A 25,723-nucleotide genomic window follows, 5' to 3' on the forward strand; every position below is an offset into this window, starting at 1 on the left:
TTCTTCTTCGCCTCAGTTGGTGCTGGTGGGGCTGTTCTCTCCGGTGATCAGGTAGACCACGTGCTCGCCGGCGTTGACCGCGTGGTCGGCGAAGCGCTCGTAGAAGCGGCCCAGCAGGGTGGCGTCGATGGCGGTCTCCACCCCGTACGGCCAGTCGTCACCGAGCAGCACCGCGAACAGGTTCTTGTGCAGCTCGTCCATGGCGTCGTCGTCACCGTCCAGCTCGCCGGCGAGGTCCGCGTCGGGCTTCGCCAGCACCGAGCCGATCTTCACGGCCATCCGGTCGGCGATCTCGGACATCTCGGTGAAGACCGACCGAAGCTCGGCCGGGACGGCGGGCGAGGGGTGCCGGCGCAGCGCGGTCTTCGCCACGTGCTCGGCCAGGTCGCCCATCCGCTCCAGGTCAGCGGCCACGTGTAGCGCGGTGATCATCGCGCGGAGGTCGGAGGCGACCGGCGCCTGCCGGGCGAGCAGGTCGCAGACCCGCTCCTCGATGTGCCGGTAGAGGTCGTCGATCTCGGCGTCCCGCTCGATGACCGTCTCGGCGGACTGCCGGTCGGCGGTGAGCAGGGCCCGGGTGGCCTGGCGCATGGCGGCGCGGACGCCCTCCGCCATGTCCACCAGCAGTTGGCTGACGATCTGGAGGTCGGCCCGGAACTCGTCGCGCATCATCACGTCCTGTGGTCGGTCGCCGCCGACGGGTGCCGGCGCAGGGGGTTGAGCAGGTGTGACGCCAACGGTAGGTCGCGCGGACGGACCCCCGATGAACCACGGTGAACGACGCTGGACGTGGGGGTGAACACTTTCGGAAGCGAGGGTAGTTCGTCCCGATCTGTGTGGTAGCCAGGTTAACAATGCCCCTACGATCGCCGGGTGGAGTGGGCGGTGGCGGTCGTGGTGGCCGTGGCGTTGGTGGCCGGAGTGGCCGCCGGTTTTCTGCTGCCCCGGATCATGGGGAGGCCCGCGATAGCCGACGAGCAGCAGACCGGGCTCGGCCGCCGGACGATCGACTCGCTCCGTGCCGGTGTCGTGGTGCTCGACAACGACGACGTCCCCGTGCTGATCAATCCGGCTGCCCGCGCGATGGGGCTGCTCCGTACCGGCAGCACCCCCGGCTCGATCGCCGCGCACCCGCTGATCCGTACCCTCGCCGGCCAGGTGCGACGCACCGGCGTGCGGCGCGAGATCGAGCTGGACCTGCCCCGGGGCCGCGACGGCGCGGGGGAGAATCCGCTGGGCGTGCACCTGCGGGCGATGGGCATCGGCAACGGTTTCATCGCGGTCGAGGCGGTCGACGTGACCGAGGCACACCGGCTGACCCGGGTACGCCGCGACTTCGTGGCCAACGTCAGTCACGAGCTCAAGACCCCGATCGGGGCGCTGCAACTACTCGCCGAGGCGTTGCTGGACGCGACCGAGCCGGCCGACGCCGCGGCACCCGACCTCTCCGAGGACCTGGTCGCCGCCCGCCGGTTCGCCGAGCGGATCCAGCACGAGTCGACCCGGCTGGGCCGCCTGGTGCAGGAGTTGCTGGAGCTGACCCGCCTGCAGGGCGCCGAACCGCAGCCGCCACCGGAGCCGGTCGCGCTGGACTGGGTGATCGCCGAGGTGGTCGACCGGACCCGCACCACGGCCTCCGCCCGGGGGGTCGAGGTGACCGTCGACGGTGAGCGCGGCCTCACCGCGTACGGCAGCGACTCCCAACTCGCCACGGCGGTGGCGAACCTGGTCGAGAACGCCATCAACTACTCGGGTGAGGACACCACGGTCCGGGTCACCCTCCGCGGCGACGACGAGCACGTCGAGGTTGCCGTCGCTGACCAGGGCATCGGCATCGCCCCGACGGACGTGGACCGGATCTTCGAGCGGTTCTACCGAGCCGACCAGGCCCGCTCCCGTGCCACCGGCGGCACCGGGCTCGGACTGGCGATCGTGAAACACATCGCGAGCAACCATGGCGGACGGGTCGAGGTGTCAAGCACTCTTGGTGGTGGGTCGACGTTCACCCTCCGGTTGCCTGCCAGTCCACCGGACGACCTTCTGGCGACACTGCCGCCGGTTGGGATCGACTCCGGTCCGGCTGGGCTACGGCAGGTCTGACAGCAATGGAAAGGAAATCCCCGTTGAGCCGCGTTCTGGTGGTCGAGGACGAGGAGTCGTTCTCCGACGCCTTGTCGTACATGCTCCGTAAGGAGGGTTTCGAGGTTTCGGTCGCCGCGACCGGGACCGACGCCCTCACCGAGTTCGACCGGACCGGCGCCGACATCGTGCTGCTCGACCTGATGTTGCCCGAGATGTCGGGCACCGAGGTCTGCCGGCAACTGCGGCAGCGGTCGGCCGTGCCGATCATCATGGTCACCGCCCGGGACAGCGAGATCGACAAGGTGGTCGGGCTGGAGATCGGCGCCGACGACTACGTCACCAAGCCGTACTCGCCGCGCGAGCTGGTCGCCCGGATCCGGGCGGTGCTGCGCCGGCAGAGCCCGGAGGTGGCCGAGGCAGGTGCTCCCACCCTGGCCGCCGGGCCGGTGCGGATGGACATCGAGCGGCACGTGGTGACCGTCGACGGTGGGGCCGTGCAGCTGCCGTTGAAGGAGTTCGAGCTGCTGGAGCTGCTACTGCGCAACGCGGGCCGGGTGCTCACCCGGGGGCAGCTCATCGACCGGGTCTGGGGTGCCGACTACGTCGGTGACACCAAGACGCTTGACGTGCACGTCAAGCGCCTGCGCTCCAAGATCGAGCCGGAGCCGTCCGCGCCCCGCTTCATCGTCACCGTCCGGGGGCTGGGCTACAAGTTCGAGCCGTGATCGGCGTACGCGAAGGGGGTCTGCGCCCGGCGCGGGCCCCCTTCGGCGTGTGCGCTCCCGCTCTTCGGGCCGGCTGTCGAGAGCTGAACGGCTGCGCGGCGGGGGGACGGACGTCTGTCGGTGCTCCTTTGGAGCTGATGTCGCAGACGAATCACCGGCGGACGGCGGAGAGCCGGCGTCTGTGGAGCCGACGTGATCGAGCCGAGTTCGTAGTGGGGGATACAAACCCACCGCTCCGGCCGGCACCCGCGCTGCCGAAATCCCCTCAACCAACGACGGGCATCGCCTCGATCCACTCCGGTTCGCCGATATCGCGGTATCCGAGCGATGGGGATACCCCGAGTTCGGCGAACTGGAGTGGATCAACTTGCAAGCGAGGCAGGCTCTGTTTCGTACGCCCCAGAGCGCCCTGGGTGTGCGCGAACTCCCGCAGCACGTGTGCGGTTCGCCCTGATTGGTCCCGATGGAATCGAACGCCCACGCCTCGACTCGGGGCCACCTCGACCCGCCGACGGAACCGTCCATCTGCCGATGTCACAAACGAGCCGATGTCGCAAACGAGCCGATGTCACAAACGAGTCAGCTCCAAAGGCGTCTCGTCACATGTGTCCGGCTCCTCTGTGGCTGTTCTGGCGTCGCTCTCCAGGCGGGCGGCAGCGTCGCCGCCGCAGTGGTTGCTGCCGGGGCCGCTAGAGCTCGTCGGCGGGGTGCGGGGCGACCATGCCCTGCCGGGTCCGGGCCGCGCACAGCTCGGCCAGCCGCTCGTATGCGGCAATGCCGATCAGCGCGGTCAGCTCCGGCCCATACGACAGGTACATCGGCTCGGCGCCGACGTGCGCGTCCGTCGAGGAGGTGCACCACCAGTCCAGGTCGTGCCCGCCGGCTCCCCAACCCCGCCGGTCGAACTCCGACAGGGTGGAGACCAGCACCTTGGAGTTGTCCGGCCGCGTGACCCAGTCCTGATCTCGGCGGATGGGCAGTTGCCAGCAGACGTCCGGCTTGTATTCCAGCGGGTGGACGCCGTCGCGCAACGCCTGGGCGTGCAGGGCGCAGCCACCACCGCCGGCGAAGTCGGCGTCGTTGAGGAACACGCACGGACCCTCGGTGCCCTGGGTGGCGGTGCGGCGGGCCGGGTTCTTGCCGTCGATGGTGTCCTCGTCGGTCCAGTTCTTGAACCCGCGCCGGAAGTGCTGCCAGGTCGCCGGGGTGAGCCGCTTGACGGCGCTGCGGACGCGCTTCTCGTCGTCCGAGTCGGTGAAGAACGCCCCGTGTGAGCAGCAGCCGTCGGCGGCACGGCCGGCGATGATGCCGTGGCAGCCCTTGCCGAAGATGCAGGTCCAGCGGGACAGCAGCCAGGTCAGGTCGGCCCGGATCAGGTGCGTTGGGTCAGCCGGGTCGGCGAACTCGATCCACTCCCGGGGGAAGTCCAGTGGCACCTCGCGGCTACGGGGATCGCCCGGGTCGTCCACCAGCACACGGAGCTCCATCGTCACCCGGCCCAGCGTACGCGCGGTGTGGTCGGCAGGCCGGCGAGCCGCGCAAACGTGTTGCGCCTAGGGTCTTCATCATGCGACTGGGTGTCCTCGACGTCGGATCCAACACGGTTCACCTCCTCGTGGTGGACGCGCATCACGGCGCGCACCCGTGGCCCGCGCACTCGGAGAAGGTGGTGCTCCGGCTGGCCGAGCAGATCGGCCCCGACGGCGCGCTGACCGAGGCGGGGGCGGACGGCCTGGTCAAGGCCGTTGGCATGGCCAAGGCGGCGTCCGCCGGGTTGGAGGCCGACGACCTGATCGCGTTCGCCACGTCCGCGGTGCGGGACGCCACCAACGCGGCCAACGTGCTGGCCCGGGTCCGCGACGAGACCGGCGTACGCCTGGCGGTGCTCTCCGGGGCGGACGAGGCGCGCATGACGTTCCTGGCGGTCCGGCGTTGGTTCGGCTGGTCGGCGGGGCGGCTGCTGGTGCTGGACATCGGCGGCGGCTCCCTGGAGATCGCGGCCGGGATCGACGAGGACCCGGACGTCGCGATCTCGCTGCCGCTCGGCGCCGGCCGGCTGACCCGGGAGCGGCTGCGGGTCGACCCGGCCAGCGCGGTGCCGCCGTCGGCGGAGGCCGTCGAGAAGCTCCGGGAGTACGTCGAGGGTCGGTTGGACAAGGTGGCCGACCAGATCACCCAGGTCGGCTGGGACCGCACCGTGGCCACGTCGAAGACGTTCCGCACCCTGGCCCGGCTGGCCGGGGCGGCGCCGTCCGGTGCCGGGCTGTGGGTGCGGCGCAGCCTGACCCGCGCCGGGTTGCGGCAGGTGATCGGGTTCATCCGGCACATCCCACCGGCGCAGCTCATGGAGTTGGAGGGGGTCAGCGCCGCGCGGGCCCACCAGTTGCTGGCCGGTGCGGTGGTCGCCGAGGCGGTGATGCGCCGGCTGGACATGGACTCGCTGGACATCTGCCCGTGGGCCCTGCGGGAGGGGGTCATCCTCCGCCGGCTCGATCAACTCGAACCGATCTGATCGAAGTTCCGGTTTCGGGCGGTTTGCCGGCGCTCGTCACGATGTCCTGAGCGCCCCCGGGCTACGCTGGCTGATGTGACTTCCCGCGTTCCCGTGCTTCTGTCCAGCTCGTCGGTCTTTCCCGAGCCGACCGCGGCGGCGTTCCAACTGGCTGCGGCGCTCGGGTACGACGGCGTCGAGGTGATGGTCTGGACCGACGTGGTCAGCCAGGACGCGGGCGCGTTGCGCGGCCTGTCGGAGCACTACGGTGTGCCGGTGCTCTCGGTGCACGCGCCCTGCCTGCTGGTCACCCAGCGGGTGTGGAGTCCGGACCCGTGGGAGCGGCTGCGCAAGGCCGCCGAGCTGGCCGAGACGTTGGAGGCGCCGACCGTCGTGGTGCACCCTCCGTTCACCTGGCAACGGGACTACGCCCGCAACTTCGCCGAGGGGTTGGCAGGCGTCGGGGACCGGTTCCCCGGGCTGCGGTTCGCGGTGGAGAACATGTACCCGGTGCGGATGGCGGGACGGCAGTTCGTCCCGTACGTCCCCGGCTGGGATCCCACCGACACCGGCTACCCGGCGTACACCCTGGATCTTTCGCACTGCGCGGCCTCGCACAGCGACCCGCTGGAGATGGCCGACCGGATGGGCGCCGGGCTGGCGCACGTGCATCTCGGTGACGGCACCGGCGAGGGCCGCGACGAGCACCTGGTGCCCGGTCGGGGCACCCAGCCCTGCGGTGAGCTGCTCTCCTCGCTGGCCGGGCGTGGCTTCACCGGGGCGGTCGCGGTGGAGGTGGCCACCCGGGGCGCGAAGAGCCGCGCGGTACGCGAGGCGGACCTGCGTGCCGCGCTGGAGTTCGCCCGCCAACACCTGACCGCGTCGTCCCCGGTCGACGCCTGACCGGTCCGCCCGAAAAGGGTGGTGTCAGCTGACCGGCGAGAGCGACTCGACGCCGCCGGTCGGCTGCGGCGCGACGGTCACCTGCTCACCGACCGCCGCCCGCTTGCGGGCCCGGTGCGCCGCCACGTGCGAGCGGGTGGCGCAGCGCTCGGAGCAGAACCGTCGGCAGCAGTTGGACGACGTGTCCAGGTAGACGTTGCCGCAGCGCTCGTCGGCGCAGACCCCGAAGCGGGCGCTGCCGTACTCGCAGAGCCACACCGACAACCCCCAGGCCGCGCCGGCCAGGTATTCCGCGCTGACCGACGCGCCCCGGCTGGTCACGTGCATGTGCCAGTCGCTGGAGTCGTGCCCGGAGATGCGCGGCTGCACCGGGAACGCCTCCAGCAGCGCGTTCAGCTCGGTCACCGCCTCGGCGTCGCGCCCCGAGGTGCCGTACTCGAAGACGTCCCGCAGGCGCTTCTGCGCCCGCCGGAAAATCGCCACATCACGTTCCACGACCTCGTCGCTCATCCAGGAGTGGTCCTCGGTGAAGAGGGCACGCAGGTCGTCGAGGTCGTCCAGGCGGGCGTTGACCAGGTCAACACCGGTCCGGGCGTACGCGTCGAAGTTCACGCCCCCAACGGTAGACGACTCACGGGGCGCGTGGCGCGTCGATGTAGTGCGGTAGGAACCGCGCGTAGCCGTCGGTGATCAGGCTGGCGCTCTCCCGCACCCCGACCCCTGCCGACTCGCCGTCGACGATCCAGCTGCCCAGCACCACCCGGTTGCCGGCGAACTGCGGCAACGCCCGGAACTCCTGGTAGCACCAGCCCTCGTCACCGTAGATCCCCGGATTGTGGATCTCCTCGTCGGCGGTGACGATGCGTACCGAACCGCCCTCCCGGCCCAGCAGCGGCTTGGCCACGTACTCGGGCATGCCGCGCGGCGAGTCGAGGTAGGCCGGGAGCAGGTACTCGTGGTCGGGGTAGAGCTCCCAGAGGACGGCGAGCAACGCCTTGTTGGACAGCAGCAGCTTCCAGGCCGGCTCGATCCAGGTGGTCGGGGTGCCCGGGGCCAGCGCCGCCGGCCCGTACGGCTCGGCCAGCATCCACTCCCACGGGTAGAGCTTGAAGCACGTGGTCACCGGTTGGTCGTCGGCGTCGACGAAGCGCCGGCCGTCCCAGCCGATCTCCTGGATGGGCTGCAACGTGACGCTCAGGCCGGCCTGTCGGGCCGTCTCGGCGAGGTAACCGGCGGTCATGTGGTCCTCGCCGGACTCCTCCTCGTTCGACCAGAGCACGTGCACCCGGGGCTCGTGCAGACCGGCACCGATCTTCGCCCAGGTGCCGACCAGCCGCTCGTGCAGGCTGTTCCACTGGTCCAGTTCCGGCCGGCTCTGCTCCAGCCAGTACCACTGGATGATGCTCGCCTCGACCAGCGCGGTCGGGGTGTCCGCGTTGTACTCCAGCATCTTCGGGGGCCAGGTGCCGTCGTACGCCAGGTCGAAGCGCCCGTAGAGGGTGGGTGGCGCCTCGCGCAGCGACCGGGCCACCGCGTCGGCCGCCCAGGCCGGGATGCCGAACTCGGCGTACCGGCGGTGGGCCACCACGTGTTCGGCGGCGGCCACCGACATGCGGTGCAGCTCCTCGGTGGCCTCCTCCAGCCGCAGCACCTCGTCCAGGTCGAAGGCGTAAGCGGCGGTCTCGTCCCAGTACGACATGATCCCGCCGTCGGGCAGTTCGGTGTCGACGTAGATCAGGCCCTGCTCCCGGATGCTGGTGCTCCAGTCGGGTCGCGGGGTGACGGTCTCGCGGCGCATCTCAGCCGCCGCAGGCGGCGAGGTGGGTGCCGAACCCGCCGCGATCGGGCAGGGCGGCGGTGGTCGGCTCCGGGGCGGCGCGACCGGCGGCCGGGTCGGGGACGCGCATCGCCAGCGCGACGGTGTCGCCGCCACCGACCGGCCCGAGGGCGCAGTCGTCGTCATCGTCGTCGTCCGAGGTCATGTTGCAGCCGGAGAGGGCGAGCGCGAGAGCGGTGAGCGCGCCGAGCTGCACGGAGGCCGACCGGAGCCGGCGGCGGGGGCGTTGTTCCACGGCATCGTTGTAGCTGATGCGCGCCAGCGCCGCAGCCCCGGCCGCCCCTCGGCGGGGGGCCCGGCAGGGGCGTTACGCTCGGCTCATGCTCCGTTCCCTCATCCTCGCCGCCTCCCGGTCATCCCAGGTCGAGCGGCTCGTCGCGACCGCCCCGTACACCCGGGACGTCGTTCGCCGGTTCGTCGCCGGCGCTGCCACCGACGACGCGTTGCGCGCGACCCGCGGGCTCGTCGACGACGGTCTCGCGGTCACCCTCGACCACCTCGGCGAGGACACCGTCACCCCCGAACAGGCCATCGCCACCCGTGACGAATACCTGAAGTTGCTGAAGTTGCTCGCCGCTGCCGGGCTCACCCCGGCCGCCGAGGTCAGCGTGAAGTTGTCCGCCCTCGGCCAGATGTTCGACGAGCAGTTGGCGTACGACAACGCGCGGGCGATCTGCGCGGCGGCCGACGCGGCGGGCACCACCGTCACCCTGGACATGGAGGACCACACCACCACGGACTCGACCCTGGAGGTGCTGAGCCGGTTGCGCAAGGACTTCCCGTCGACGGGCGCGGTGCTCCAGGCGTACCTGCGTCGGACCGAGTCGGACTGCCGGGAGCTGTCCTCGGCCGGGTCGCGGGTGCGGCTGTGCAAGGGCGCCTACAAGGAGCCGGAGTCGGTGGCGTACCAGTCGGCCCGTGAGGTGGACAAGTCGTACGTGCGGTGCATGAACATCCTGATGTCCGGAGACGGTTATCCGATGCTGGCGACCCACGACCCGCGGATGATCGCCATCGGTGAGGACCGGGCCCGCTGGTTCGACCGGGGGCCGGAGCGCTTCGAGTTCCAGATGCTCTACGGCATCCGCCCGGAGGAGCAGGCGCGCCTGGCCGGCGAGGGTTACACGGTGCGCACCTACGTCCCGTACGGCGACGAGTGGTACGGCTACCTGATGCGCCGGCTCGCCGAGCGCCCGGCCAACCTGGTCTTCTTCGGCCGGGCTCTGATCTCCAAGAAGTAACCCGGATCCGGTCGACGGGCCGGCGGTGACCCCTGTGGTCCCGCCGGCCCGTTCGCGTCTGCGGGTTGACGATGTTGGCTAAGTGGGTTAGCTTTACGGCTATGACAGCTAGCCAGGTTCGCCGCGACGGCGGACACATCGCGTACGAGGTACACGGCGAGGGCCCTCTGGTCGTCCTCGCGCACGGCATGGGCGAGAACCGGGCGAGCTACCGGCACCTCGTGCCGCTGCTGGTCGCGGCCGGTCACCGGGTCGCCTCGGTCGACGTACGGGGCCACGGCGAGTCGAGCGTCGGCTGGCCGACGTACGCACCGGCCGAGGTCGGCGCGGACCTGCTGGCCGTGGTCCGTGACATCGACGCCGGCCCGGCCGTGCTGGTGGGCAGCTCGTCCAGCGCGGCGGCGGTGGTCTTCGCCGCGACCGACGCGCCCGAGTTGGTCAGCGGCATCGTGCAGGTCGGCGCGTTCGTCGGTCAGCCCAAGCTCAACCCGTTGGTGCGGATGGCGATGTGGTCGGTGCTGCACAGCCCTCGACTGTTCGGGATGTTCCACAGGACACTGTTCCCGGTGCACCGCCCCGCCGACGACGCCGCGTACCGCAGGTCGATGGTGACCAACCTGCGCGAGCCCGGCCGGATGGCCGCGGTGCGCGGTGTGATCGTGCCGGTCGAGCCGCACTGGACGGCCCGTGCCCCGCAGGTGCGGCAGCCGGTGCTGGTGCTAATGGGCGCCAAGGACCCGGACTTCCCCAACCCGGGGGCCGAGGCGCGAGCCGCCCGGCGGCTCTTCCGCACCGCCGAGGCCCGGATGATCGAGGAATCCGGCCACTACCCGCACGCCGACCGGCCGCAGCGCATGGCCGACGAGCTGCTCGGCTTCCTGGCGGTGTGCACCCGTGCCTAGGGTCGGTCTCAACCAGCAGACGGTGGTGCGGGAGGCCGCCCGGCTGGCCGACGAGGTCGGCTACCAGCAGCTCACCCTGGCCGCGCTCGCCGGCCGGCTCGGGGTGGCGCTGCCCAGCCTCTACAAACACGTGCGGGGTGCGGACGCACTGGCCCAGAAGCTGTCCGCCCTGGCCACCGCCGAGCTGGCCACCGAGCTGACCACCGCCGCCGTCGGTCGCTCGGGTGGGGACGCGTTGCGGGCGATGGCCGACGCCTACCGCGCCTACGCCCACCGGCATCCCGGCCGCTACCCGGCGACCCAGCAGGTGCCCGACCCGACCGATCCGGAGCACGTCGAGGCGGGCGAGCGGGCGGTCGGCGCGATCTTCGCGGTGCTGCGCGGGTACGGGCTCACCGGCGACGACGCCGTGGACGCGACCCGTGCCCTGCGCAGCGCCCTGCACGGCTTCGTCGCCCTGGAGGCCGCGGGCGGCTTCGGCCTGCCCCGTGAACTCGACCGCTCGTACCACCAACTGGTCGCCAGCATGGACATCTCGTTCCGCTCCTGGCCGGTCACGGACGCGTGAACGGACCGGCACCGGGGCGGCCTCGCCCCGCTCAGGTAATGGTCGTACCCTTCGGCGGGTGACTGACGGGGTGCAGCAACGGCCAGCACCACGGCGGCTCTGGCCGCTGTGGACGGTGTTCCTGGTGGTCGTCGTGCTGCTGGGCTGTGGCGTGCCGGCGGTGCTCGTCGTCGGGGTGATCCGGGAGAACGGCCCCCGAGCCACGTTCAGTCGGGCCGGCGTCTCGACGGCCGACGATCCCGCCACCGTGGCGGCCCGGGCGCTCGCCGACCGGATGACCGCTCAACTCAACCGGCAGTCCACCGCGCTGCTCGGCGGGGACCGCGCCGGTTTCCTCGCCGTCGCCGACCCCGTGGCACACGGTGACCTGCGCCGACGCTTCGCCGCGCTCCGCGAGCTCAAGGTGACCGTCTGGCGGGCCGAACCGAGCGGTCTGCCCGCACCGGTCGTCGGCAAGCCGGGGGAGTGGCGGCTCCTCGTGCGCTTCCAGTACTGCTTCGTCGCGCCGGACTGCCGGCCCAGCCCGGTGCTGATCGGCACCCGGTGGCGGGACAACGGCGACCAGCCCCGCCTGGTCGCCGTTGAGGAATCCAAGTCGGTGGAGACCGGCACCCGACCGTGGGAGATCAGCGATCTGGCCGTGGCGGTCGGCGCGCGGACCATCGTCGCCACCACCCCCGCGTTGCGCGGCAAACTGCCCGGCCTGCTCACCCAGGCCGAGGCGGCGGCCAAGGTCGCCGACGGGTACGCGCTGACCGGGTCGCCGCCGGACCGCTACCGGATCTTCTACGCCGGTCCCGCCGAGTGGCAGCGGTGGTACGGCGGCGACCGGCCGGAGTGGACCGGCGGGTATGCGGTGACAGTCGGCGGCGGTCACCACGAGGTGGTGCTCAACGCCGAAGGGCTCTCCAGCAGTGGCACCGACGACCTGCTCCGGCACGAGCTGACCCACGCGGCGTCGTTGCCCGAGCGCGGCTACCCGGGCAAGACGACCTGGTGGCTGGTGGAGGGGCTGGCCGAGCTGGCGGGTGCCGGTGGTCAGGCGGTCGACAGGTACGAGGGCATCCCCGAGGTGCGCAAACTGGTCCGGGGCGGTTGGGACGGTCAGTTGGCGGGCGTCAACCCCGCCGACGACGCCTCGGCCGAGCGGGTCGCCGGCAGTTACGGCGTCGGCTACCTCGCCGTCCGACACCTCGTCGACAGGTACGGGCCGCAGTCGTTGCTCGCCTTCTTCAAGGCGGTGGTGCACGAGCGCGACACCCTCGACGTGGCCGCCGAGCAGGCGTTCGGCGAGAAGTGGTCGACGCTGCACGACGAGTGCGTCGCGTACGTCCGCGCTGCCAGCGCCTGACGGTCCCGGTGGGCGGTGTGACGGTCGGTCGTACCATCGATGGGTGCGCCGCCCCCAGTTGCCGCAGCCGGTCGGCACCACGCGGCCCCGCCTGCTCGTCGCCCTGACCGCCGTCGCCGTCCTCACCGCCACCACCGCCGCCTCCTGCGGCGACGACGCCCCGGACCTCGCGTTGGCGTCGGCGGCCCGCAACCCGGTCAGCGAGGTGGTCGACGCGCCGGCGACGGTGACCGCCCGGGCCGCCGCCACCCTCACCGCTCCCGCCGACGGCACGCTGGCGAGCCTGCGCGTCCAGCCCGGCCAGTCGGTGCAGCGCGGCCAGGTCCTCGCCGTGGTCGACTCGCCGTCGGCCCAGCAGCGGCTGCGGCAGGCGAAGGAGGCCCTGGACGCGGCGAAGCGCGCCGGGCGAGGTGTCTCCACGGGTGACCTGACCAGCAGTCGCCGCGGCACCGACCGGGCCGCGAACGAGGCGTTCGACGCCGCCCGCGAGGCCGCCGAGAAGATCGCCGACCCCGAGGTGCGCGATGCGCTGCTGACCCAGGTGACGTCCGCCCAGCGGCAGTACACTGCCGCCGCGCGCAGCGCCGACCAGGCGGTCCGCGCCGTCCAACGCGGCATCAACGGGTTGAGCTCCGCCGTCGGCGCGCTCTCCGCGGCGCAGCGGCTCCAGGCCCAGCAGGGGTACGACCTGGCGAGGTCGACAGTGGACGCGTTGACCCTGCGGGCTCCGATCGCCGGTGTGGTGCAGCCGGGCGGCACCCGGGCCGGCAGCAGCCCGACCGGTGGTTTCGCCGGGCTCTTGGAGCAGGCCGGTGTCGCCCAGGCCGCCGGCCTCGACCCGTCCGCGCTGGCCTCCGGTCAGGGCGGGCCGCCGGCCGGGGTGGACGACGCGGTGGCGGTCGGCGGTCGGGTCACCGCCGGCACACCGGTTCTGACCGTTGTCGACACCGGGCAGCTGGGGCTGCTCGCCGAGGTGGACGAGACCGACGTGCTGCTGGTCAAGGCCGGCGTGACCGCCACCGTCGAGTTGGACGCCGTCACCGGGGCCAGCTACGACGCCACCGTCCGCTCGGTCGACGTGCTGCCCACCAACTCCGCCCAGGGCGGGGTCACCTACCGGGTGCGCCTCACCCTGGGCGCCGGGAAGCTGGCCGAGGACGAGCCGGCGCCCACGCCCCGCCCCGGCATGAACGCGATAGTCCACCTGCGGGTACGCGAGGCGGCCGACGCGGTGACGGTCCCCGCCTCGGCGGTGTTCTCCGCCGACGGCCGGGACGCGGTGTGGGTGGTCCGCGACGGCAGGGCCGGGCGGGCGGCGGTGACGGTGGGCGTCCAGGGGGCCGATCTCGTCCAGATCCTCAACGGTGTCCAACCCGGTGACCGGGTCGTGGTGCGCGGCACCGACCAGGTCCGCGACGGCCAGGAGGTGCGGTGACCGCCGCCCCGCCGGCGATCGAGGCGCTGGACGTGTCCCGGACGTACCACCTCGACGGGGTGTCCGTCGAGGCGCTACGCGGGGTGTCGCTGGTCGTGCGGCCGGGGGACTACGTGGCCCTGGTCGGCCCGTCCGGCTCGGGTAAGTCCACGCTCATGCACCTCCTCGGCGGGTTGGACCGCCCCACCGGTGGCCGTCTGGTCATCGGGGGGCGGGACGTCAACACCCTGGCCCCGCCGGAGATGGCCACCCTGCGCAACGAGACGATCGGTTTCGTCTTCCAGGCGTTCCACCTGCTACCGCGTACGTCGGCGGTGGAGAACGTGGCGCTGCCGCTGGTCTACCGGGGTGTGTCGGCCCGGCGACGCCGGGAGCGGGCGGCGGCGGTGCTCGGCCGGGTCGGTCTCGGGCACCGCCTGGACCACCGGCCCAACCAGATGTCCGGTGGCGAGCAGCAACGGGTCGCGATCGCCCGCGCGCTGGTCACCGAGCCGACCGTGCTGCTGGCCGACGAGCCCACCGGCAACCTGGACAGCGTCACCGGCGCGGCCGTGCTCGAACTGCTGGAGCGGTTGAACGCCGAGTCCGGGGTGGCGCTGGTGATGGTCACCCACGACCAGGAGGTCGCGGCGCGTGCCCGCCGCCGGATCACCATGCGCGACGGGGTGGTGGTGGCGGACAGCGACGACACGCTCTCCGCCCATGATCGACCGCCGTCCGTCGACCACGGTCGACCTGCGACACTGGTCCCCGCTCCCAGCGCGGAGCCCCGGTCCGCGTCCGGAAGCGGCCCGGGGCACCCACCCGGTGGCTCCGGTGGCGCCGCCGGAGCCACCGGGTGCCTTCCGCGCGAGGTCGAGCAACGTGACGCCGCCGCTGGTCAGCCCGACACCGAGCGGCCGGGCGGCGCGGCATGAGGGTCGCCGAGGCGTGGCGGGTCGCGCTGGACGCCCTCCGCGCCAACCGACTTCGCAGCGCCCTCACCATGCTCGGGGTGATCATCGGGGTGGCCTCGGTCGTCCTGCTGGTGGCCATCGGCACCGGCACCAAACAGAAGGTCGAGCAACAGGTCGAGGGCCTCGGCTCCAACCTGCTGCTGGTCGTCCCCGGCCGGATCGAGGTGGGCAACGCTCCGGTGGTGTCGCCGCTGACCCTGCGCGACGTGGACGCCGTCACCCGGGTGGTCGGCGACCCGGACCGGGTGGCGGTCACCGTCGCCTCCGGGGCGACCGCCCGAGCTGGCAACCGCTCCGACTTCACCACCGTGCAGGGGGTGCTGGAGACCAGCCCCGCGGTGTTCGCCCGATCGCTGGCCCGTGGTCGCTACCTCACCGGCACCGACGTGGACACCAGCCGACGCGTCGCGGTGCTCGGCGACTCGGTCGCCCGGGCGCTCTTCCCCGACCGGGACCCGCTCGGCCAGCAGGTGACGCTGGCCGGGGTGCGGTTCCGGGTGATCGGCGTCTTCGCGCCCCTGGGGCAGAGCCTCGGCGTCGACCGGGACGCCGAGGTGCACGTGCCGGTGACCGCCGCGCAGCGACTCTGGGGCACCCAGCGGGTGGACGGCATCGCGGTGAAGGCACCCGACCGGGAGCGGATCGACGAACTGGGCGAGCGAATCGTCGCCGAGCTGAACCGCCGCCACCCCGACACCGAGTTCAGCGCTGTCACCCAGCAGCAGATCCTCGGTGTGCTCGGCGACATCCTCGGCGTCCTCACCGGCGTACTGGCCGCCATCGCCGGCATCTCCCTGCTCGTCGGCGGCGTGGGTGTCTCCAACATCATGCTGGTCAGCGTCCGGGAACGGACCCGGGAGATCGGTCTGCGCAAGGCGGTCGGCGCGCGTCCCCGCGACATCGGTGTGCAGTTCCTGCTGGAGGCGGTGCTGCTCACCACGATCGGCGGGCTGACCGGAATGGCGTTGGGAGTGGGGACCGCCCTGCTGGTCGACGCCCTGTCGCCGATCCCCGCCGCGATCACCTGGTGGTCGCTGGCGCTCGCGTTCGGCGTGTCAGCTGTGGTCGGCATCGTCTTCGGGGTTGTTCCCGCGCAGCGCGCCGGCCGCCTCGATCCGGTGGTGGCGCTGCGCGCCGAGTGAGCAGCGGCGGAACAGACCGGACGGCGGCCCCAGGTGGGCGGAGACCGGGAGCGCGGACCGGGTGAACGGCGAGGAGAAACATGATCAGTTGCACGAAGGGATCGCGCCGGTCACAACCGCCCCGCTACCGTACTGGTAACACGCGCGTCGTCGGCCCGGCCCGGAGCATCCGTCGGGTTGGCACGCGCCGGGCATGGGATGGGTCGGTGAGCCATGGCCGGGTCGCAGTCCGACGGACGGCTGTCGGAGGTCAAGTTCCTGACCGTTGCCGAGGTGGCGACGGTCATGCGGGTGTCGAAGATGACGGTCTATCGCCTGGTGCACAGCGGTGAGCTCACCGCGGTCCGGGTCGGCCGCTCATTCCGGGTGCCGGAGCATGCGGTGCACGAATATCTCCGGGGTGCTTTTCAGGAGACCGCCTGAGCCACCGCCCCGCCCTCCGAGTGCCACCTGATCGGCATCGGTGAGCGCGAGGAGTGAGCTTGCGAGCCCCGCAGTCGCGAGCGAAGGGCGGCTCCGACGGGGGCGCGTTGGTCCGGCTGACGCTGTCCAGCTACCCTGGAGTCCGACCGAGACCCCACCGGTGCGCCCCGCCGCCCAGACTGGTCCGGTCCGTTGTCCGCAAGCGGTCGCCGTCGCCACCTGCGTGGTGTCATCCGGTCCGCCCCGCACGTTGTATCGAAAGGCTGTCGTATGGGCTCGGTGGTCAAGAAGCGCCGTAAGCGCATGGCTAAGAAGAAGCACCGCAAGCTGCTGCGCAAGACCCGCGTCCAGCGTCGCCGTCTCGGCAAGTGATCGCCGCCGGGCTCAATGCCCGGCGCTCGGCGTCACTTGCCTAACTGTCGATCCCCGGAGGCTCAGGTGATCAGGCCGTGGTCGTCCCGGCTCGGTCCTCCCTGCCGGGGTAGGTGCGTCAGATGACCCCCGGTAACACCCCAGGTGTGCCGGGGGTCGTCGTCGTCACCGGGGTGGGCCGTTACCTCGGCGCCCACGTGGCGGCCCGACTGGCCGCCGACCCCCGGATCGAACGGGTCATCGGGGTGGACGCCCCGGACTCGGGCACCGAGTTCACCGATCTGCTGGACCGGGTCGAACGGATCCGCCTCGACAGCGACTCGCTCGGCGGCCTCCTCGCCGATCTGGACGTCGACGCGGTGGTGCACCTCGCGCTGGTCAGCGCCCCCGACCAGCAGCACGGTGGTCGGCCAGCCATGAAGGACCAGAACGTCATCGGCACCATGCACCTGCTGGCCGCCTGCCAACGGGCACCCCGGCTGCGCAAGCTCGTGGTCCGTTCGTCGACCGCCGCGTACGGGGTCTCGTTCCGGGACCCGGCGGTCTTCACCGAGGAGACCGAACCACGCGAGGTGCCGCGCGGCGGTTTCGGCCGCGACATTCTCGACCTCGAGGGGTACGTTCGCGGCTTCCGCCGCCGCCGGCCCGACGTCACCGCCACGGTGCTGCGCTTCGCGCCGTTCATCGGTTCGACCGCCGACACCACGTTGACCCGCTACTTCGCGCAACCGTTCGTGCCGACCGTCTTCGGCCGGGACCCCCGCCTGCAGTTCCTGCACTTCGACGACGCGTTGGAGGTGCTGCACCGGTCGATCGTCGAGGACCATCCCGGCACCTACAACGTCGCCGGTCCGGGGGTGCTGTCGCTGTCGCAGGCGATCCGCCGGGCCGGTCGGGTGGCTGTGCCGGTGCTCGAACCGGGTCTGTCCGGTGCCGCAGCACTGGCCCGCACCATGGGCTTCGGCCGTTACGGCCTGGACCAGGTCGACCTCTTCGTGCACGGCCGGGTGGTCGACACCAGCCGGCTGGAGCAGGAGTACGGCTTCACGCCGCGCTCCACAGCCGAAGCGTTCGCAGACTTCATCCGCGCCCACCACGGTGGTGTGGTGGTCACCCGGGACCAGTTGGCAGTCGCCGAGAAGCTCGTCCGGGACGGCATCCGGCAGGTCCGCGCAGCCGTAACGGAGCGCAGGCCGTGAGCGCGAGGAGTGAGCCGGGTTTGCGAGCCCCCCAGTCGCGAACCGAGGGGGCACCGTGACGGGGCCGGCGGAGGGGCGTGACCCGCAGGGGGTCGGGCGTTTCGACGTACCGCAGCAGTCGCCCGCGCCGGACGCGGAGCCGGCGCGGCGGAACGGGCATCGGCCGGTCGCGCGGCTCGCGCCGCCCCCGATGCCGCCCGTCGACGAGGTCGACACCGCCGCCACCGACGAACCCGTCGCGGAGTCGGGCAGTCCGGCGGGAGCCGGGTCGCCGGGCGGCACCGCACCGGCCGTGGCGGATCGGCCGGGGGACCACTGGGACCGCAAGGTGGCGAACGGTCTGGCGTTCCTGCGCCGACGGCTGTCCGGTGACTACGAGGTCGACGAGTTCGGCTTCGACTCGGAGTTGACCGACGCGGTCTTCCACCCGCTGCTGCGGCTGCTCTACCGGGACTGGTTCCGCACCGAGGTCAGTGGTGTCGAGCATGTGCCGGTGGACGGGCCCGCCCTGGTGGTCGGCAACCACTCGGGGACGGTGGCGCTGGACGCGTTGATCCTCTCGGCGGCGCTGCACGACAAGCATCCCGCGCACCGCTACCTGCGGCTGCTCGGCGCCGACCTGGTCTTCCGGATGCCGGTGGTCTCGGAGATCGCCCGCAAGACCGGCGGCACGGTGGCCTGCAACCCGGACGCGGAGCGGCTGCTCGGCGCGGGTGACCTGGTCGGCGTGTTCCCCGAGGGCTTCAAGGGGATCGGCAAGCTCTACGCCGACCGGTACAAGCTGCAACGGTTCGGGCGGGGCGGTTTCGTCTCGGCGGCGCTGCGCACCGGCACGCCGATCGTGCCGGTCGCCATCGTGGGTGGCGAGGAGATCTACCCGATGCTCGCCGACATCAAGCCGCTGGCGCGGCTGCTCAAGCTTCCGTACTTCCCGGTCACGCCGACCTTCCCCTGGCTCGGGCCGTTGGGTGTGGTGCCGCTGCCGAGCAAGTGGCTGATCGAGTTCTGCCCGCCGATCCCGACCGCCCACCTGACCGATTCGGCGGACGACCCGCTGGTGGTGTTCAACCTCGCCGACCAGGTGCGGGAGACCATCCAGCAGACCGTGCACACGCTGCTGGAGCGACGGCCCGACCCGTTCGGCCCCTGAGCGGGCGCGGCGGCGTGGCGGGCGTCAGCCGGCGCGACGGCGTCGCTGGAGGGCCAGGCCGGCGGTGACCGCCCCGGCGACCAACCCGGCTGCTGCTGTCGACGGCACCGCGATCTTCACCGCCCGGCGGCCGGTGCGGAAGTCCCGCACCTCCCAACCGTGCCGGCGGGCCTGCCGCAGCAGGCTGCCGTCCGGGTTGACGGCCACCGCCCTGCCCACCGCGGAGAGCAGCGGCAGGTCGTTGGCGGAGTCGCTGTAGGCGGCGCAGCGGGTCAGGTCGAGCCCTTCCACCGCGGCGAGCTGGGTGACCGCCTCGGCCTTCGCCGGCCCGTGCATCAGGTCACCCACCAACCGCCCGGTGTACGCCCCGTCCCGCACCTCGGCCACCGTGCCGATGGCACCGGTGAGACCGAGCCTGGCGGCGATCACCCGGCCGATCTCCACCGGGGCGGCGCTGACCAGCCACACCCGCTGGCCGGCGTCCAGGTGACGTTGTGCGAGTTGGTGGGTGCCGGCCCAGATCCGGGGAGCCATCGTCTCGTCGAAGATCTCCTCCGCGAGGTGCTCCACCTCGTCGACCCGCCAGCCCTGCACGAAGGCCAGCGCGGCCTCCTTGGCGAGTGACATGTCACCTGCGTGCTCCCGGGCGAGCAGCCGGAACCGGAGTTGCTGCCAGGCGAATCGGGCCAGGTCACCGGTGGTGAGGTAGTTGCGGGAGGCGAGCCCACGGGCGAACCAGTAGATCGACGCGCCCTGCATCATCGTGTTGTCCACGTCGAAGAACGCCGCGGCCGTCGTGTCCGGTGCGGTGGCCGGGGCCAGGTCGGTCTCCGCCCAGCCCGCAGTGTGTCCCTCGGCGTCGGTGCTGACCGTCACCTTACGGCTGCGCGCCACGCGACTCCCTTCCTCACCGGTACGACGGATGCCTCCCAGCGAGGGTATCCGCCGCAGACGGTCGACCGGCCGGGCACACAACGAACTGTGGCGCGGCCGGTCGCACGTGCGGTATAGGGATCAGCGGGATCCGGGGCAGGCCTTCGGGGCGGGCCCGAGGGCGTCGCTGGGGGTCGGGGCCGGGAGGCCGCAGGCGATCGCCGCGCGCAGCGAGTCCGAACGTTCCCGGATGTCGTTCAGGAGGAGCAGCGACCGCTGGGTGCGTTCGCGGTCGGCGCGGGTGCTCCCGTCGAGCAGGCTGCTCACCGCGCGACGTTGACCGGCGACGAAGGTGTTGAGGGTGTCCAGGCTGCCCGGCTCGGCCCGCTGCACCGCGGCGGAGGTGAGCAGGCGTACGCCCTGCCGGGTGTCGGCGTCCATGTCGTCCAGGACCGCGCTGTAGCCGATCCGGTCGCCGCGCAGTTTGGCGGCTTCGCCGAGCCTGGTCCGGGCGAAGTCGAGGAAGAGCTGGCCGCGGCTGATGTCCGAGCTGGCCAGGGCGAGCTGGGCGCGTTCGGTCGAGCGCTTCATGCCGTAGAGCGCGTCGCCGGGCACCGCGTTCTCGCTGGCGGCGGAGATGCCGGAGACGGCGATGGCGCCGGCGGCGACGCCGACCAGGATCGCGCCCCGGGCGCGGGCCCGCCGCGCGGTGACCGCCGGTAGCAGCCGCCCACGGGTCGTGGTGGTGGCCGGTTCGCCGGCCGCCGGTGCGGTGCCCAGCCCTTCCCGTTCGGCCGTCGCGAGCAGCATCGCCCGCAGGCCAGTCCGGAACTCGGGGTTCACCTCGACAGCCGGGGGATCGGCGCTGAGACGCTGGCCCACCGCCACGAGGGGGGCGAGTCCGGTGTCCATCCGCGATCGCACGTGGTGCCGCCGAGCGCCGTTGGCCTCGTCGAGAAGCTGCGCGAAGCGGTCGGCGCGCCGGCGGGAGAAGAGGATGTCGTCCACCGCAGGCATCTCCTCTCGCTGGTCACGGCCGGTCGGCCGCCGTCGTTGCCAACGACCGGGCGGCAGTGTGACACCACGGAGGTGAGGTGCCGCCGGCGTACCGGTGGGACCTCGGTGCCCGGGCCTGCCGGGACCTCCACCGGTCGCACCCGGAGAAACGCGGCGGACCGGGCACGGGTTACGGGCCAGGCGGGGCGGAAATTACACAAAGTGATGGTTGTCACCGGACTGCACCGGCTCTGAGCTGGGCAGACGTTGATCGACATCCATCGGTTTCTCGAAACAATCTACGGTTGGAAGCCGTCCGGGAGGAGTCGGGCCAGGGCGCGGACGGCCCGGTACTGGAGGGCCTTGATGGCGCCCTCGTTCTTGCCCATGGCGCGGGCCGTCTCGGCGACGGAGAAGCCCTGGAGGAAGCGGAGAACGATGCACTCCTGCTGCTCCGGGTTGAGTTGCTTCACGGCGGTGAGCAGCGCGACGTTGGTGATGTGCTCCACCACCGCGGCCTCCGGGCTGCCCTCGGGGCCCCGGTCCTCCCGGTCGGCGTCGAGCACGTCGCCGGTGGTCACCTCCAGCCGGTACCGACCCGACTTGAAGTGGTCCGCCACCAGGTTGCGGGCGATCGTCACCAGCCAGGCGCCGAGGTCTCGGCCCTGCCAGGTGAAGCTGCCGATCCGTTTGAGCGCGCGCAGGAAGGTGTCCGAGGTGAGGTCCTCGGCGAGTTGGCGGTTGCCGACCCGGAAGTAGACGAACCGGAAGACGGTGTCCACGTACCGGTCGTAGATCAGGCCGAACGCCTCGGAGTCGCCGGCCTGGGCCCGCTCGATCAGCGTCCAGACCTCGGTGGCCGGGTCGGACGGGTCGGGGCGGCTCGGGAACCCGGTCGGGGTGGTCGCGGGTTCGGCCGGCACCGCCGGGATCACCGCGGTCTCCGCCGGCACCGCCGGGATCACCGCCGTCTCGCCCGCCGCCGGGTCGGTGGTCACCGTCGGCGTGTCGCTGCCCCGTCGGCCCTGCGCGGGCAACGGCCGGGAGGGTACGCCGACCCGACCCCCGGGCGTCTTCGTGTTGCCGCCGGGCACCGACGGGCGCGGTGTGGGTTCGTTGGGGTGGGGCCGACTGCGGATCCGGTGCGCCGCGCCGTCGCCCCGCACGGCGGTGCCGTGTGGATCGTCCAGCGGGGAACGGGCCGTGGGTCGCTCGTTGACGTGGGAGCGGGCCGGCTGACCGGTCAGGCCGAGCGGGCGTTCCGCGTAACCGAAGGTGGTCACCGGGCTGCCCCCGCCCCGTTGGTCGTCGGATGGGTCGGTCCGTGGGTCGTCGGGACGGGCCGACCGGGCTCCCGGTCGGGCAGAACGGTCGCGGGGGTTGCCGGCGGACGGCAATTCCCCTGGAGGTGCTGGTCCAATGCGCTCACAGGCACGGGGGCCTCCTCGGGCTGAGGGGTGTCGACTCACGGCAAATGGGGTGACCCGACCCGAGTGATGATAGGGCCAACGTCACCCGCGCGTGGCAAGTCCGTTACACAAGGCGGAAGTATTTCCCGCTCCGTCGCACCAATGCCGGACCGGTTGTCCGTCGTGTGCGTTTGACTTTCCGCTGGCGCGCTGATCCACGATGGATCACCTGATCGGAGGGCATGCCGGACGTTCGGTCGGCCCGCACCGTCGGGCAGTCGTACCGGCGTGCCGAAGCGCTTGCGGACCCCGCCGCCCGTCCCATCGGCAGGACCCGGTCGAACCGCCGGTGGCACATCAGGCAGTCCCGTGGATGGGACTCTCGTCGGAGTCGCCACCCGGGCGCTCGGTCAGCTGACGGGCGTGGCCCGTCGTCGCCCGCTGTGACAGACTCGATCACCGTGCAGGACGCCTCGGTACACCCCGCGCCGAACCTCGCCGACCGGGTCCGCCGGGCGGCACACGACCGCGCCGACCGGGCCGCGCTGCACTGGCGCGACCAGACGCTCAGCTGGTCCGACCTGGACGCCGCTGTGGACGCCGCCGCGCGTGGCCTCTCCACCGTCGCCCCGCACACCGACCCCGGCGGTACGCCACCACGCGTCGCGATCGCGCTGCCGAACACCATCGACTTCGTGGTCACCTGGCTCGGCGCCCTGCGCGCGGGCCTGGTCGCCGTGCCGGTCAACCCCGGGTTCACCGCACCGGAACTGCGGCACGTGTTGTCCGACTCCGGCGCGTCGGTGCTCGTCGCCACCGACCGGGTCCGAAGCCTCGTCGCCGACCTGACCGCCGAGCTGCCCGCGCTCGTCGCCGTGCACGGCACGCCGCCGACAGCCGACTCGCCCGGCCCGGCCCGCCCGCGCCGAGGCGGCACCGACCTGGCCGTACTGCTGTACACCTCCGGCACCGAGGGGCGGCCCAGGGGCGCGATGCTCTCGCACCGGGCGCTGCTCGCCAACCTCCAGCAGGTCGACGGGATCGAACCCCCGGTGGTCGGGCCGGCGGACACCGTGCTGCTCGCGTTGCCGCTGTTCCACGCGTACGGGCTCAACTCGGGGCTCGGCGCGGTCATCGACAACGGCGCGACCGGGGTGCTGCTCGACGAGCCGGGCCCGACCGCCGGGCTAGACGACATCGCCCGGCACCGGGTCACCGTGCTGGTCGGCGTACCGTCGATGTTCCTGACCTGGGCCGACGCCCCCACGGCCCGCGCGGCGACCGCGTCGGTGCGGGTGGCGGTCTGTGGCGCGGCGCCGCTGGAACCCCCGGTCGCGGCGCGCTTCACCGAGGCCACCGGGCATCAGGTGCACATCGGGTACGGCCTCACCGAGACCGCCCCGGTGCTGACCTCCACCCTGGTGGGTGGTGTAGCCAAGGCCGGCTCGATCGGCCGTCCCCTGCCCGGGGTGGGGTTACGCCTGGTCGGCGCCGACGGGACGGACCTCTGGCGCGACGGGGTCGCCGTACCCGACGACGACCCGGACGAGCTGGACATCTCCGAGATGACGCCGGGCACCGACCCGGGGCAGATCGTCGTGCGTGGCCCCAACCTCTTCGACGGCTACTGGCCCGACGGTCGGGGTGGGCCGGGTGCCGACGGCTGGTGGGGCACCGGGGACATCGCCTACGCCGACGAGGACGGGGACCTCTTCCTGGTCGACCGGCTCGGCGAGCTGATCCTGGTCAACGGGTTCAACGTCTATCCGCACGAGGTCGAGCTGGTGCTCGCCGGGCACCCCCGGGTGGCCGAGTCGGCGGTACTGGGTGTGCCGCACCCGCGGACCGGCGAGACTGTGCGGGCGTACGTGGTGCCGAAGCCGGGGCGACCGGTGACCAGCGACGACCTGCTCGCGCACTGCGCACGGAACCTCGCCCGCTTCAAGTGCCCGACCGCCGTCGAGATCGTCGACGCCCTGCCCCACTCGGCGATCGGCAAGGTACGCAAGACTGATCTCCGGTCGGCGGCCCCGGCCGGCCGGCCCGCACCCGCCGACACCCGCACGGAGGTACCCGATGGCCACTGACGCCCGGCTCGCCCTGATCACCCGACCCGGCTGCCACCTGTGCGACGACGCCAAGGCGGCGCTCGACCGGGTGGTGGCGGTCACCGGCGACAAGTGGGTCGAGTGGGACGTCACCGGTGACGACGGCCTGGAACGGGAGTACGGGGACCGGCTGCCGGTGGTGATGCTGGACGGCAAGGAGCACGGTTACTGGCGGGTCGAGGAGGACCGGCTGCTGCGGGACCTGACCACGCCGCAGCTCTGAAACGGGGCCTAGGGTGCTCTGATGACCACCGCGCACCCGCATCTCGTCTGGGACTGGAACGGCACCCTGCTCAACGACCTCAGCCTGGTGGTGTCCGCCACCAACGTCGTGTTCGCCAGCCTCGGCGGGCCGACGGTCACCCCTGACGAGCACCGGGTGCGGTTCCGCCGGCCGATCGCCGAGTACTACGCCGAGGTGCTCGGGCAGGCCGTGGACGCCGACGAGTTCGGCCGACTCGACCGGATCTTCCACGACGCGTACCGCACCGGCCTGACGACCTGTGAGCTGGCCGCCGACGCGCGCGCGGCGATGGCCGCGTGGCCCGGCAGCCAGAGTCTGCTCTCCATGTGGTTCCACGAGGAGCTGGTGCCGGCCGTGCACACGTACGGGTTGACCGGCCACTTCACCCGGGTCGACGGCCTGCGGGCCACGGTCGGCGGCGACCGTAAGGCCGAGTCGCTCAAACTGCACCTGGCCGAGCTGGGCCTGGACGGCACCTCGGTGGTGCTGATCGGTGACTCCATCGACGACGCGGACGCGGCGACCGCCGTGGGCGGCCGGGCGGTCCTCTACACCGGCGGGTTCACCGACCCGGCCCGGCTGCGCGCCTCCGGTCACCCGGTGGCCGACACCCTCACCGACGCGGTGACCCTGGCCCGGCAGGTCAGTTCCGCAGATAGGTGAGGACGGCCAGCACCCGACGGTGCTGCTCGGTGTCCGGTGGCAGGGTGAGCTTGGTGAAGATGTTGCGCACGTGCTTCTCCACCGCCCCGTCGCTGACCACCAGGGCACGCGCGATGGCGGTGTTCGAGCGCCCCTCGGCCATGAGGGCGAGCACCTCGCGTTCGCGGGGGGTCAGCTCGCGCAGCGGGTCGTCCCGGCGACGTCGGGCGAAGAGCTGACCCACCACCTCCGGGTCGAGCACCGTGCCGCCGGCCGCCACCCTGCGCAACGCGTCCAGGAACTCGTCGATCGCGGCCACCCGGTCCTTGAGCAGGTAGCCGATCCCACCACCGGAGCCGCCGGTGGTGGCGAGCAGATCATCGGCGTACGAGACCTCGACGTACTGGGAGAGCACCAGGATCGGGGTACGCGGCACCAGCCGGCGGGCCTCCACCGCCGCCCGCAGCCCCTCGTCGGTGTGTGACGGCGGCATCCGGACGTCGACGATCGACACGTCGGGCTGATGCTCCACCACCGCACCGACCAGCGCGTCGCCGTCCCCGACGGCGGCCACCACCTGGTGTCCGCTCTCGGTCAGCAGCCGGACCAGCCCTTCGCGGAGCAGGACGGCGTCGTCGGCGATCACGATGCGCATGGCTGTGTTGTCTACCACG

27 protein-coding genes are annotated in these 25,723 nt (G+C 72.2%); 18 read left to right on the forward strand and 9 right to left on the reverse strand.

Annotated features, from left to right (window positions below; genetic code table 11):
- Positions 1-12: 12 nt before the first annotated feature.
- Positions 13-669 carry a phosphate signaling complex protein PhoU gene (phoU, locus tag GA0070612_RS08690; protein WP_088991364.1) on the reverse strand — a complete coding sequence of 219 codons (657 nt, stop codon included), beginning with the start codon at positions 667-669 and terminating at the stop codon, positions 13-15.
- A gap of 282 nt (positions 670-951) precedes the next feature.
- On the opposite strand from phoU, the gene GA0070612_RS08695 reads away from it, so the two are divergent.
- Both GA0070612_RS08695 and GA0070612_RS08700 read left to right on the forward strand, forming a co-directional pair.
- Positions 952-2,100: a sensor histidine kinase gene (locus tag GA0070612_RS08695; protein WP_408630560.1), complete on the forward strand. Its 1,149-nt coding sequence runs from the start codon at positions 952-954 to the stop codon at positions 2,098-2,100.
- Between the two features lie 23 nt (positions 2,101-2,123).
- Entirely contained in the window at positions 2,124-2,807 is a 684-nt protein-coding gene (locus GA0070612_RS08700) for a response regulator transcription factor (RefSeq protein ID WP_030329696.1), read from the forward strand.
- Positions 2,808-3,496: 689 nt separating this feature from the next.
- Here the strand turns inward: GA0070612_RS08700 and GA0070612_RS08705 are convergent.
- Positions 3,497-4,294, reverse strand: coding sequence for a hypothetical protein (locus GA0070612_RS08705; protein WP_088987449.1), 798 nt, complete (start codon positions 4,292-4,294; stop codon positions 3,497-3,499).
- Positions 4,295-4,374: 80 nt separating this feature from the next.
- Between GA0070612_RS08705 and GA0070612_RS08710 the strand changes: the two genes are divergently transcribed.
- Both GA0070612_RS08710 and GA0070612_RS08715 read left to right on the forward strand, forming a co-directional pair.
- The gene (locus GA0070612_RS08710) at positions 4,375-5,319 is read left to right on the forward strand and encodes a Ppx/GppA phosphatase family protein (protein ID WP_088987450.1); all 945 of its coding nucleotides are present in this window, start codon (positions 4,375-4,377) and stop codon (positions 5,317-5,319) included.
- Between the two features lie 75 nt (positions 5,320-5,394).
- On the forward strand, positions 5,395-6,201 hold the full coding sequence (locus GA0070612_RS08715) for a sugar phosphate isomerase/epimerase family protein (protein ID WP_088987451.1): 807 nt from the start codon (positions 5,395-5,397) through the stop codon (positions 6,199-6,201).
- A gap of 24 nt (positions 6,202-6,225) precedes the next feature.
- On the opposite strand, the gene GA0070612_RS08720 is transcribed toward GA0070612_RS08715, so the two are convergent.
- Genes GA0070612_RS08720 through GA0070612_RS08730 form a run of 3 tightly spaced genes read right to left on the reverse strand, consistent with a single transcriptional unit; the run spans position 6,226 to position 8,273 of the window.
- Positions 6,226-6,813 carry a CGNR zinc finger domain-containing protein gene (locus GA0070612_RS08720; protein WP_088987452.1) on the reverse strand — a complete coding sequence of 196 codons (588 nt, stop codon included), beginning with the start codon at positions 6,811-6,813 and terminating at the stop codon, positions 6,226-6,228.
- A 19-nt stretch (positions 6,814-6,832) separates the two neighbouring features.
- Positions 6,833-7,999, reverse strand: coding sequence for a glutathionylspermidine synthase family protein (locus GA0070612_RS08725; protein WP_088987453.1), 1,167 nt, complete (start codon positions 7,997-7,999; stop codon positions 6,833-6,835).
- A 1-nt stretch (position 8,000) separates the two neighbouring features.
- Entirely contained in the window at positions 8,001-8,273 is a 273-nt protein-coding gene (locus GA0070612_RS08730) for a hypothetical protein (protein WP_231924511.1), read from the reverse strand.
- Positions 8,274-8,358: 85 nt separating this feature from the next.
- On the opposite strand from GA0070612_RS08730, the gene GA0070612_RS08735 reads away from it, so the two are divergent.
- The 11 genes from GA0070612_RS08735 to GA0070612_RS08785 all read left to right on the forward strand — a co-directional run bounded on the left by GA0070612_RS08735 (position 8,359) and on the right by GA0070612_RS08785 (position 18,777).
- On the forward strand, positions 8,359-9,279 hold the full coding sequence (locus tag GA0070612_RS08735) for a proline dehydrogenase family protein (RefSeq protein ID WP_088987454.1): 921 nt from the start codon (positions 8,359-8,361) through the stop codon (positions 9,277-9,279).
- A 101-nt stretch (positions 9,280-9,380) separates the two neighbouring features.
- Positions 9,381-10,181 carry an alpha/beta fold hydrolase gene (locus tag GA0070612_RS08740; protein ID WP_088987455.1) on the forward strand — a complete coding sequence of 267 codons (801 nt, stop codon included), beginning with the start codon at positions 9,381-9,383 and terminating at the stop codon, positions 10,179-10,181.
- Positions 10,174-10,749: a TetR/AcrR family transcriptional regulator gene (locus GA0070612_RS08745; RefSeq protein ID WP_088987456.1), complete on the forward strand. Its 576-nt coding sequence runs from the start codon at positions 10,174-10,176 to the stop codon at positions 10,747-10,749. Before GA0070612_RS08740 ends, GA0070612_RS08745 begins: the two co-directional genes overlap by 8 nt.
- Positions 10,750-10,807: 58 nt before the next feature.
- Positions 10,808-12,100, forward strand: coding sequence for a hypothetical protein (locus tag GA0070612_RS08750; protein ID WP_088987457.1), 1,293 nt, complete (start codon positions 10,808-10,810; stop codon positions 12,098-12,100).
- Between the two features lie 43 nt (positions 12,101-12,143).
- The gene (locus GA0070612_RS08755; protein WP_088987458.1) at positions 12,144-13,535 is read left to right on the forward strand and encodes an efflux RND transporter periplasmic adaptor subunit; all 1,392 of its coding nucleotides are present in this window, start codon (positions 12,144-12,146) and stop codon (positions 13,533-13,535) included.
- Complete coding sequence (locus tag GA0070612_RS08760) at positions 13,532-14,452, forward strand: ABC transporter ATP-binding protein (RefSeq protein WP_088987459.1); 921 nt, start codon at positions 13,532-13,534, stop codon at positions 14,450-14,452. Before GA0070612_RS08755 ends, GA0070612_RS08760 begins: the two co-directional genes overlap by 4 nt.
- Complete coding sequence (locus tag GA0070612_RS08765) at positions 14,449-15,633, forward strand: ABC transporter permease (RefSeq protein WP_088987460.1); 1,185 nt, start codon at positions 14,449-14,451, stop codon at positions 15,631-15,633. Before GA0070612_RS08760 ends, GA0070612_RS08765 begins: the two co-directional genes overlap by 4 nt.
- Positions 15,634-15,846: 213 nt before the next feature.
- Positions 15,847-16,056, forward strand: a complete 210-nt coding sequence (locus tag GA0070612_RS08770) for a helix-turn-helix domain-containing protein (protein ID WP_007465625.1) — start codon at positions 15,847-15,849, stop codon at positions 16,054-16,056.
- A gap of 270 nt (positions 16,057-16,326) precedes the next feature.
- A complete protein-coding gene (locus GA0070612_RS08775; RefSeq protein WP_007465623.1) occupies positions 16,327-16,428 on the forward strand; it encodes a 30S ribosomal protein bS22 in 102 nt (33 codons plus the stop codon).
- Between the two features lie 122 nt (positions 16,429-16,550).
- Positions 16,551-17,627, forward strand: a complete 1,077-nt coding sequence (locus GA0070612_RS08780) for an NAD-dependent epimerase/dehydratase family protein (RefSeq protein ID WP_088987461.1) — start codon at positions 16,551-16,553, stop codon at positions 17,625-17,627.
- Positions 17,628-17,817: 190 nt separating this feature from the next.
- Positions 17,818-18,777, forward strand: a complete 960-nt coding sequence (locus tag GA0070612_RS08785; protein WP_231924610.1) for a lysophospholipid acyltransferase family protein — start codon at positions 17,818-17,820, stop codon at positions 18,775-18,777.
- A 24-nt stretch (positions 18,778-18,801) separates the two neighbouring features.
- Here the strand turns inward: GA0070612_RS08785 and GA0070612_RS08790 are convergent, their stop codons facing one another.
- The 3 genes from GA0070612_RS08790 to GA0070612_RS08800 form a co-directional block, all read right to left on the reverse strand.
- Positions 18,802-19,671, reverse strand: a complete 870-nt coding sequence (locus GA0070612_RS08790) for an HAD family hydrolase (protein ID WP_088987462.1) — start codon at positions 19,669-19,671, stop codon at positions 18,802-18,804.
- A 120-nt stretch (positions 19,672-19,791) separates the two neighbouring features.
- Positions 19,792-20,667: a DUF5667 domain-containing protein gene (locus GA0070612_RS08795; protein WP_088987463.1), complete on the reverse strand. Its 876-nt coding sequence runs from the start codon at positions 20,665-20,667 to the stop codon at positions 19,792-19,794.
- Between the two features lie 278 nt (positions 20,668-20,945).
- The gene (locus GA0070612_RS08800) at positions 20,946-21,929 is read right to left on the reverse strand and encodes an ECF subfamily RNA polymerase sigma factor, BldN family (RefSeq protein WP_088987464.1); all 984 of its coding nucleotides are present in this window, start codon (positions 21,927-21,929) and stop codon (positions 20,946-20,948) included.
- A gap of 587 nt (positions 21,930-22,516) precedes the next feature.
- Between GA0070612_RS08800 and GA0070612_RS08805 the strand changes: the two genes are divergently transcribed.
- From GA0070612_RS08805 to GA0070612_RS08815, 3 genes are read left to right on the forward strand one after another with little or no spacing between them, the layout of a single operon-like run.
- Positions 22,517-24,142 carry an AMP-binding protein gene (locus GA0070612_RS08805; RefSeq protein ID WP_088991367.1) on the forward strand — a complete coding sequence of 542 codons (1,626 nt, stop codon included), beginning with the start codon at positions 22,517-22,519 and terminating at the stop codon, positions 24,140-24,142.
- Positions 24,132-24,386 (forward strand): glutaredoxin family protein, encoded by a 255-nt coding sequence (locus GA0070612_RS08810; RefSeq protein ID WP_088987465.1) that lies wholly within the window; start codon positions 24,132-24,134, stop codon positions 24,384-24,386. Before GA0070612_RS08805 ends, GA0070612_RS08810 begins: the two co-directional genes overlap by 11 nt.
- 21 nt (positions 24,387-24,407) lie before the next feature.
- Complete coding sequence (locus tag GA0070612_RS08815) at positions 24,408-25,070, forward strand: HAD family hydrolase (RefSeq protein WP_088987466.1); 663 nt, start codon at positions 24,408-24,410, stop codon at positions 25,068-25,070.
- Here the strand turns inward: GA0070612_RS08815 and GA0070612_RS08820 are convergent.
- Complete coding sequence (locus tag GA0070612_RS08820) at positions 25,051-25,704, reverse strand: LuxR C-terminal-related transcriptional regulator (protein WP_088987467.1); 654 nt, start codon at positions 25,702-25,704, stop codon at positions 25,051-25,053. The genes GA0070612_RS08815 and GA0070612_RS08820 overlap by 20 nt on opposite strands.
- Positions 25,705-25,723: the final 19 nt, after the last annotated feature.

The sequence above is a fragment of the Micromonospora chokoriensis genome, from assembly GCF_900091505.1.
Taxonomy (GTDB): Bacteria; Actinomycetota; Actinomycetes; order Mycobacteriales; family Micromonosporaceae; genus Micromonospora; species Micromonospora chokoriensis.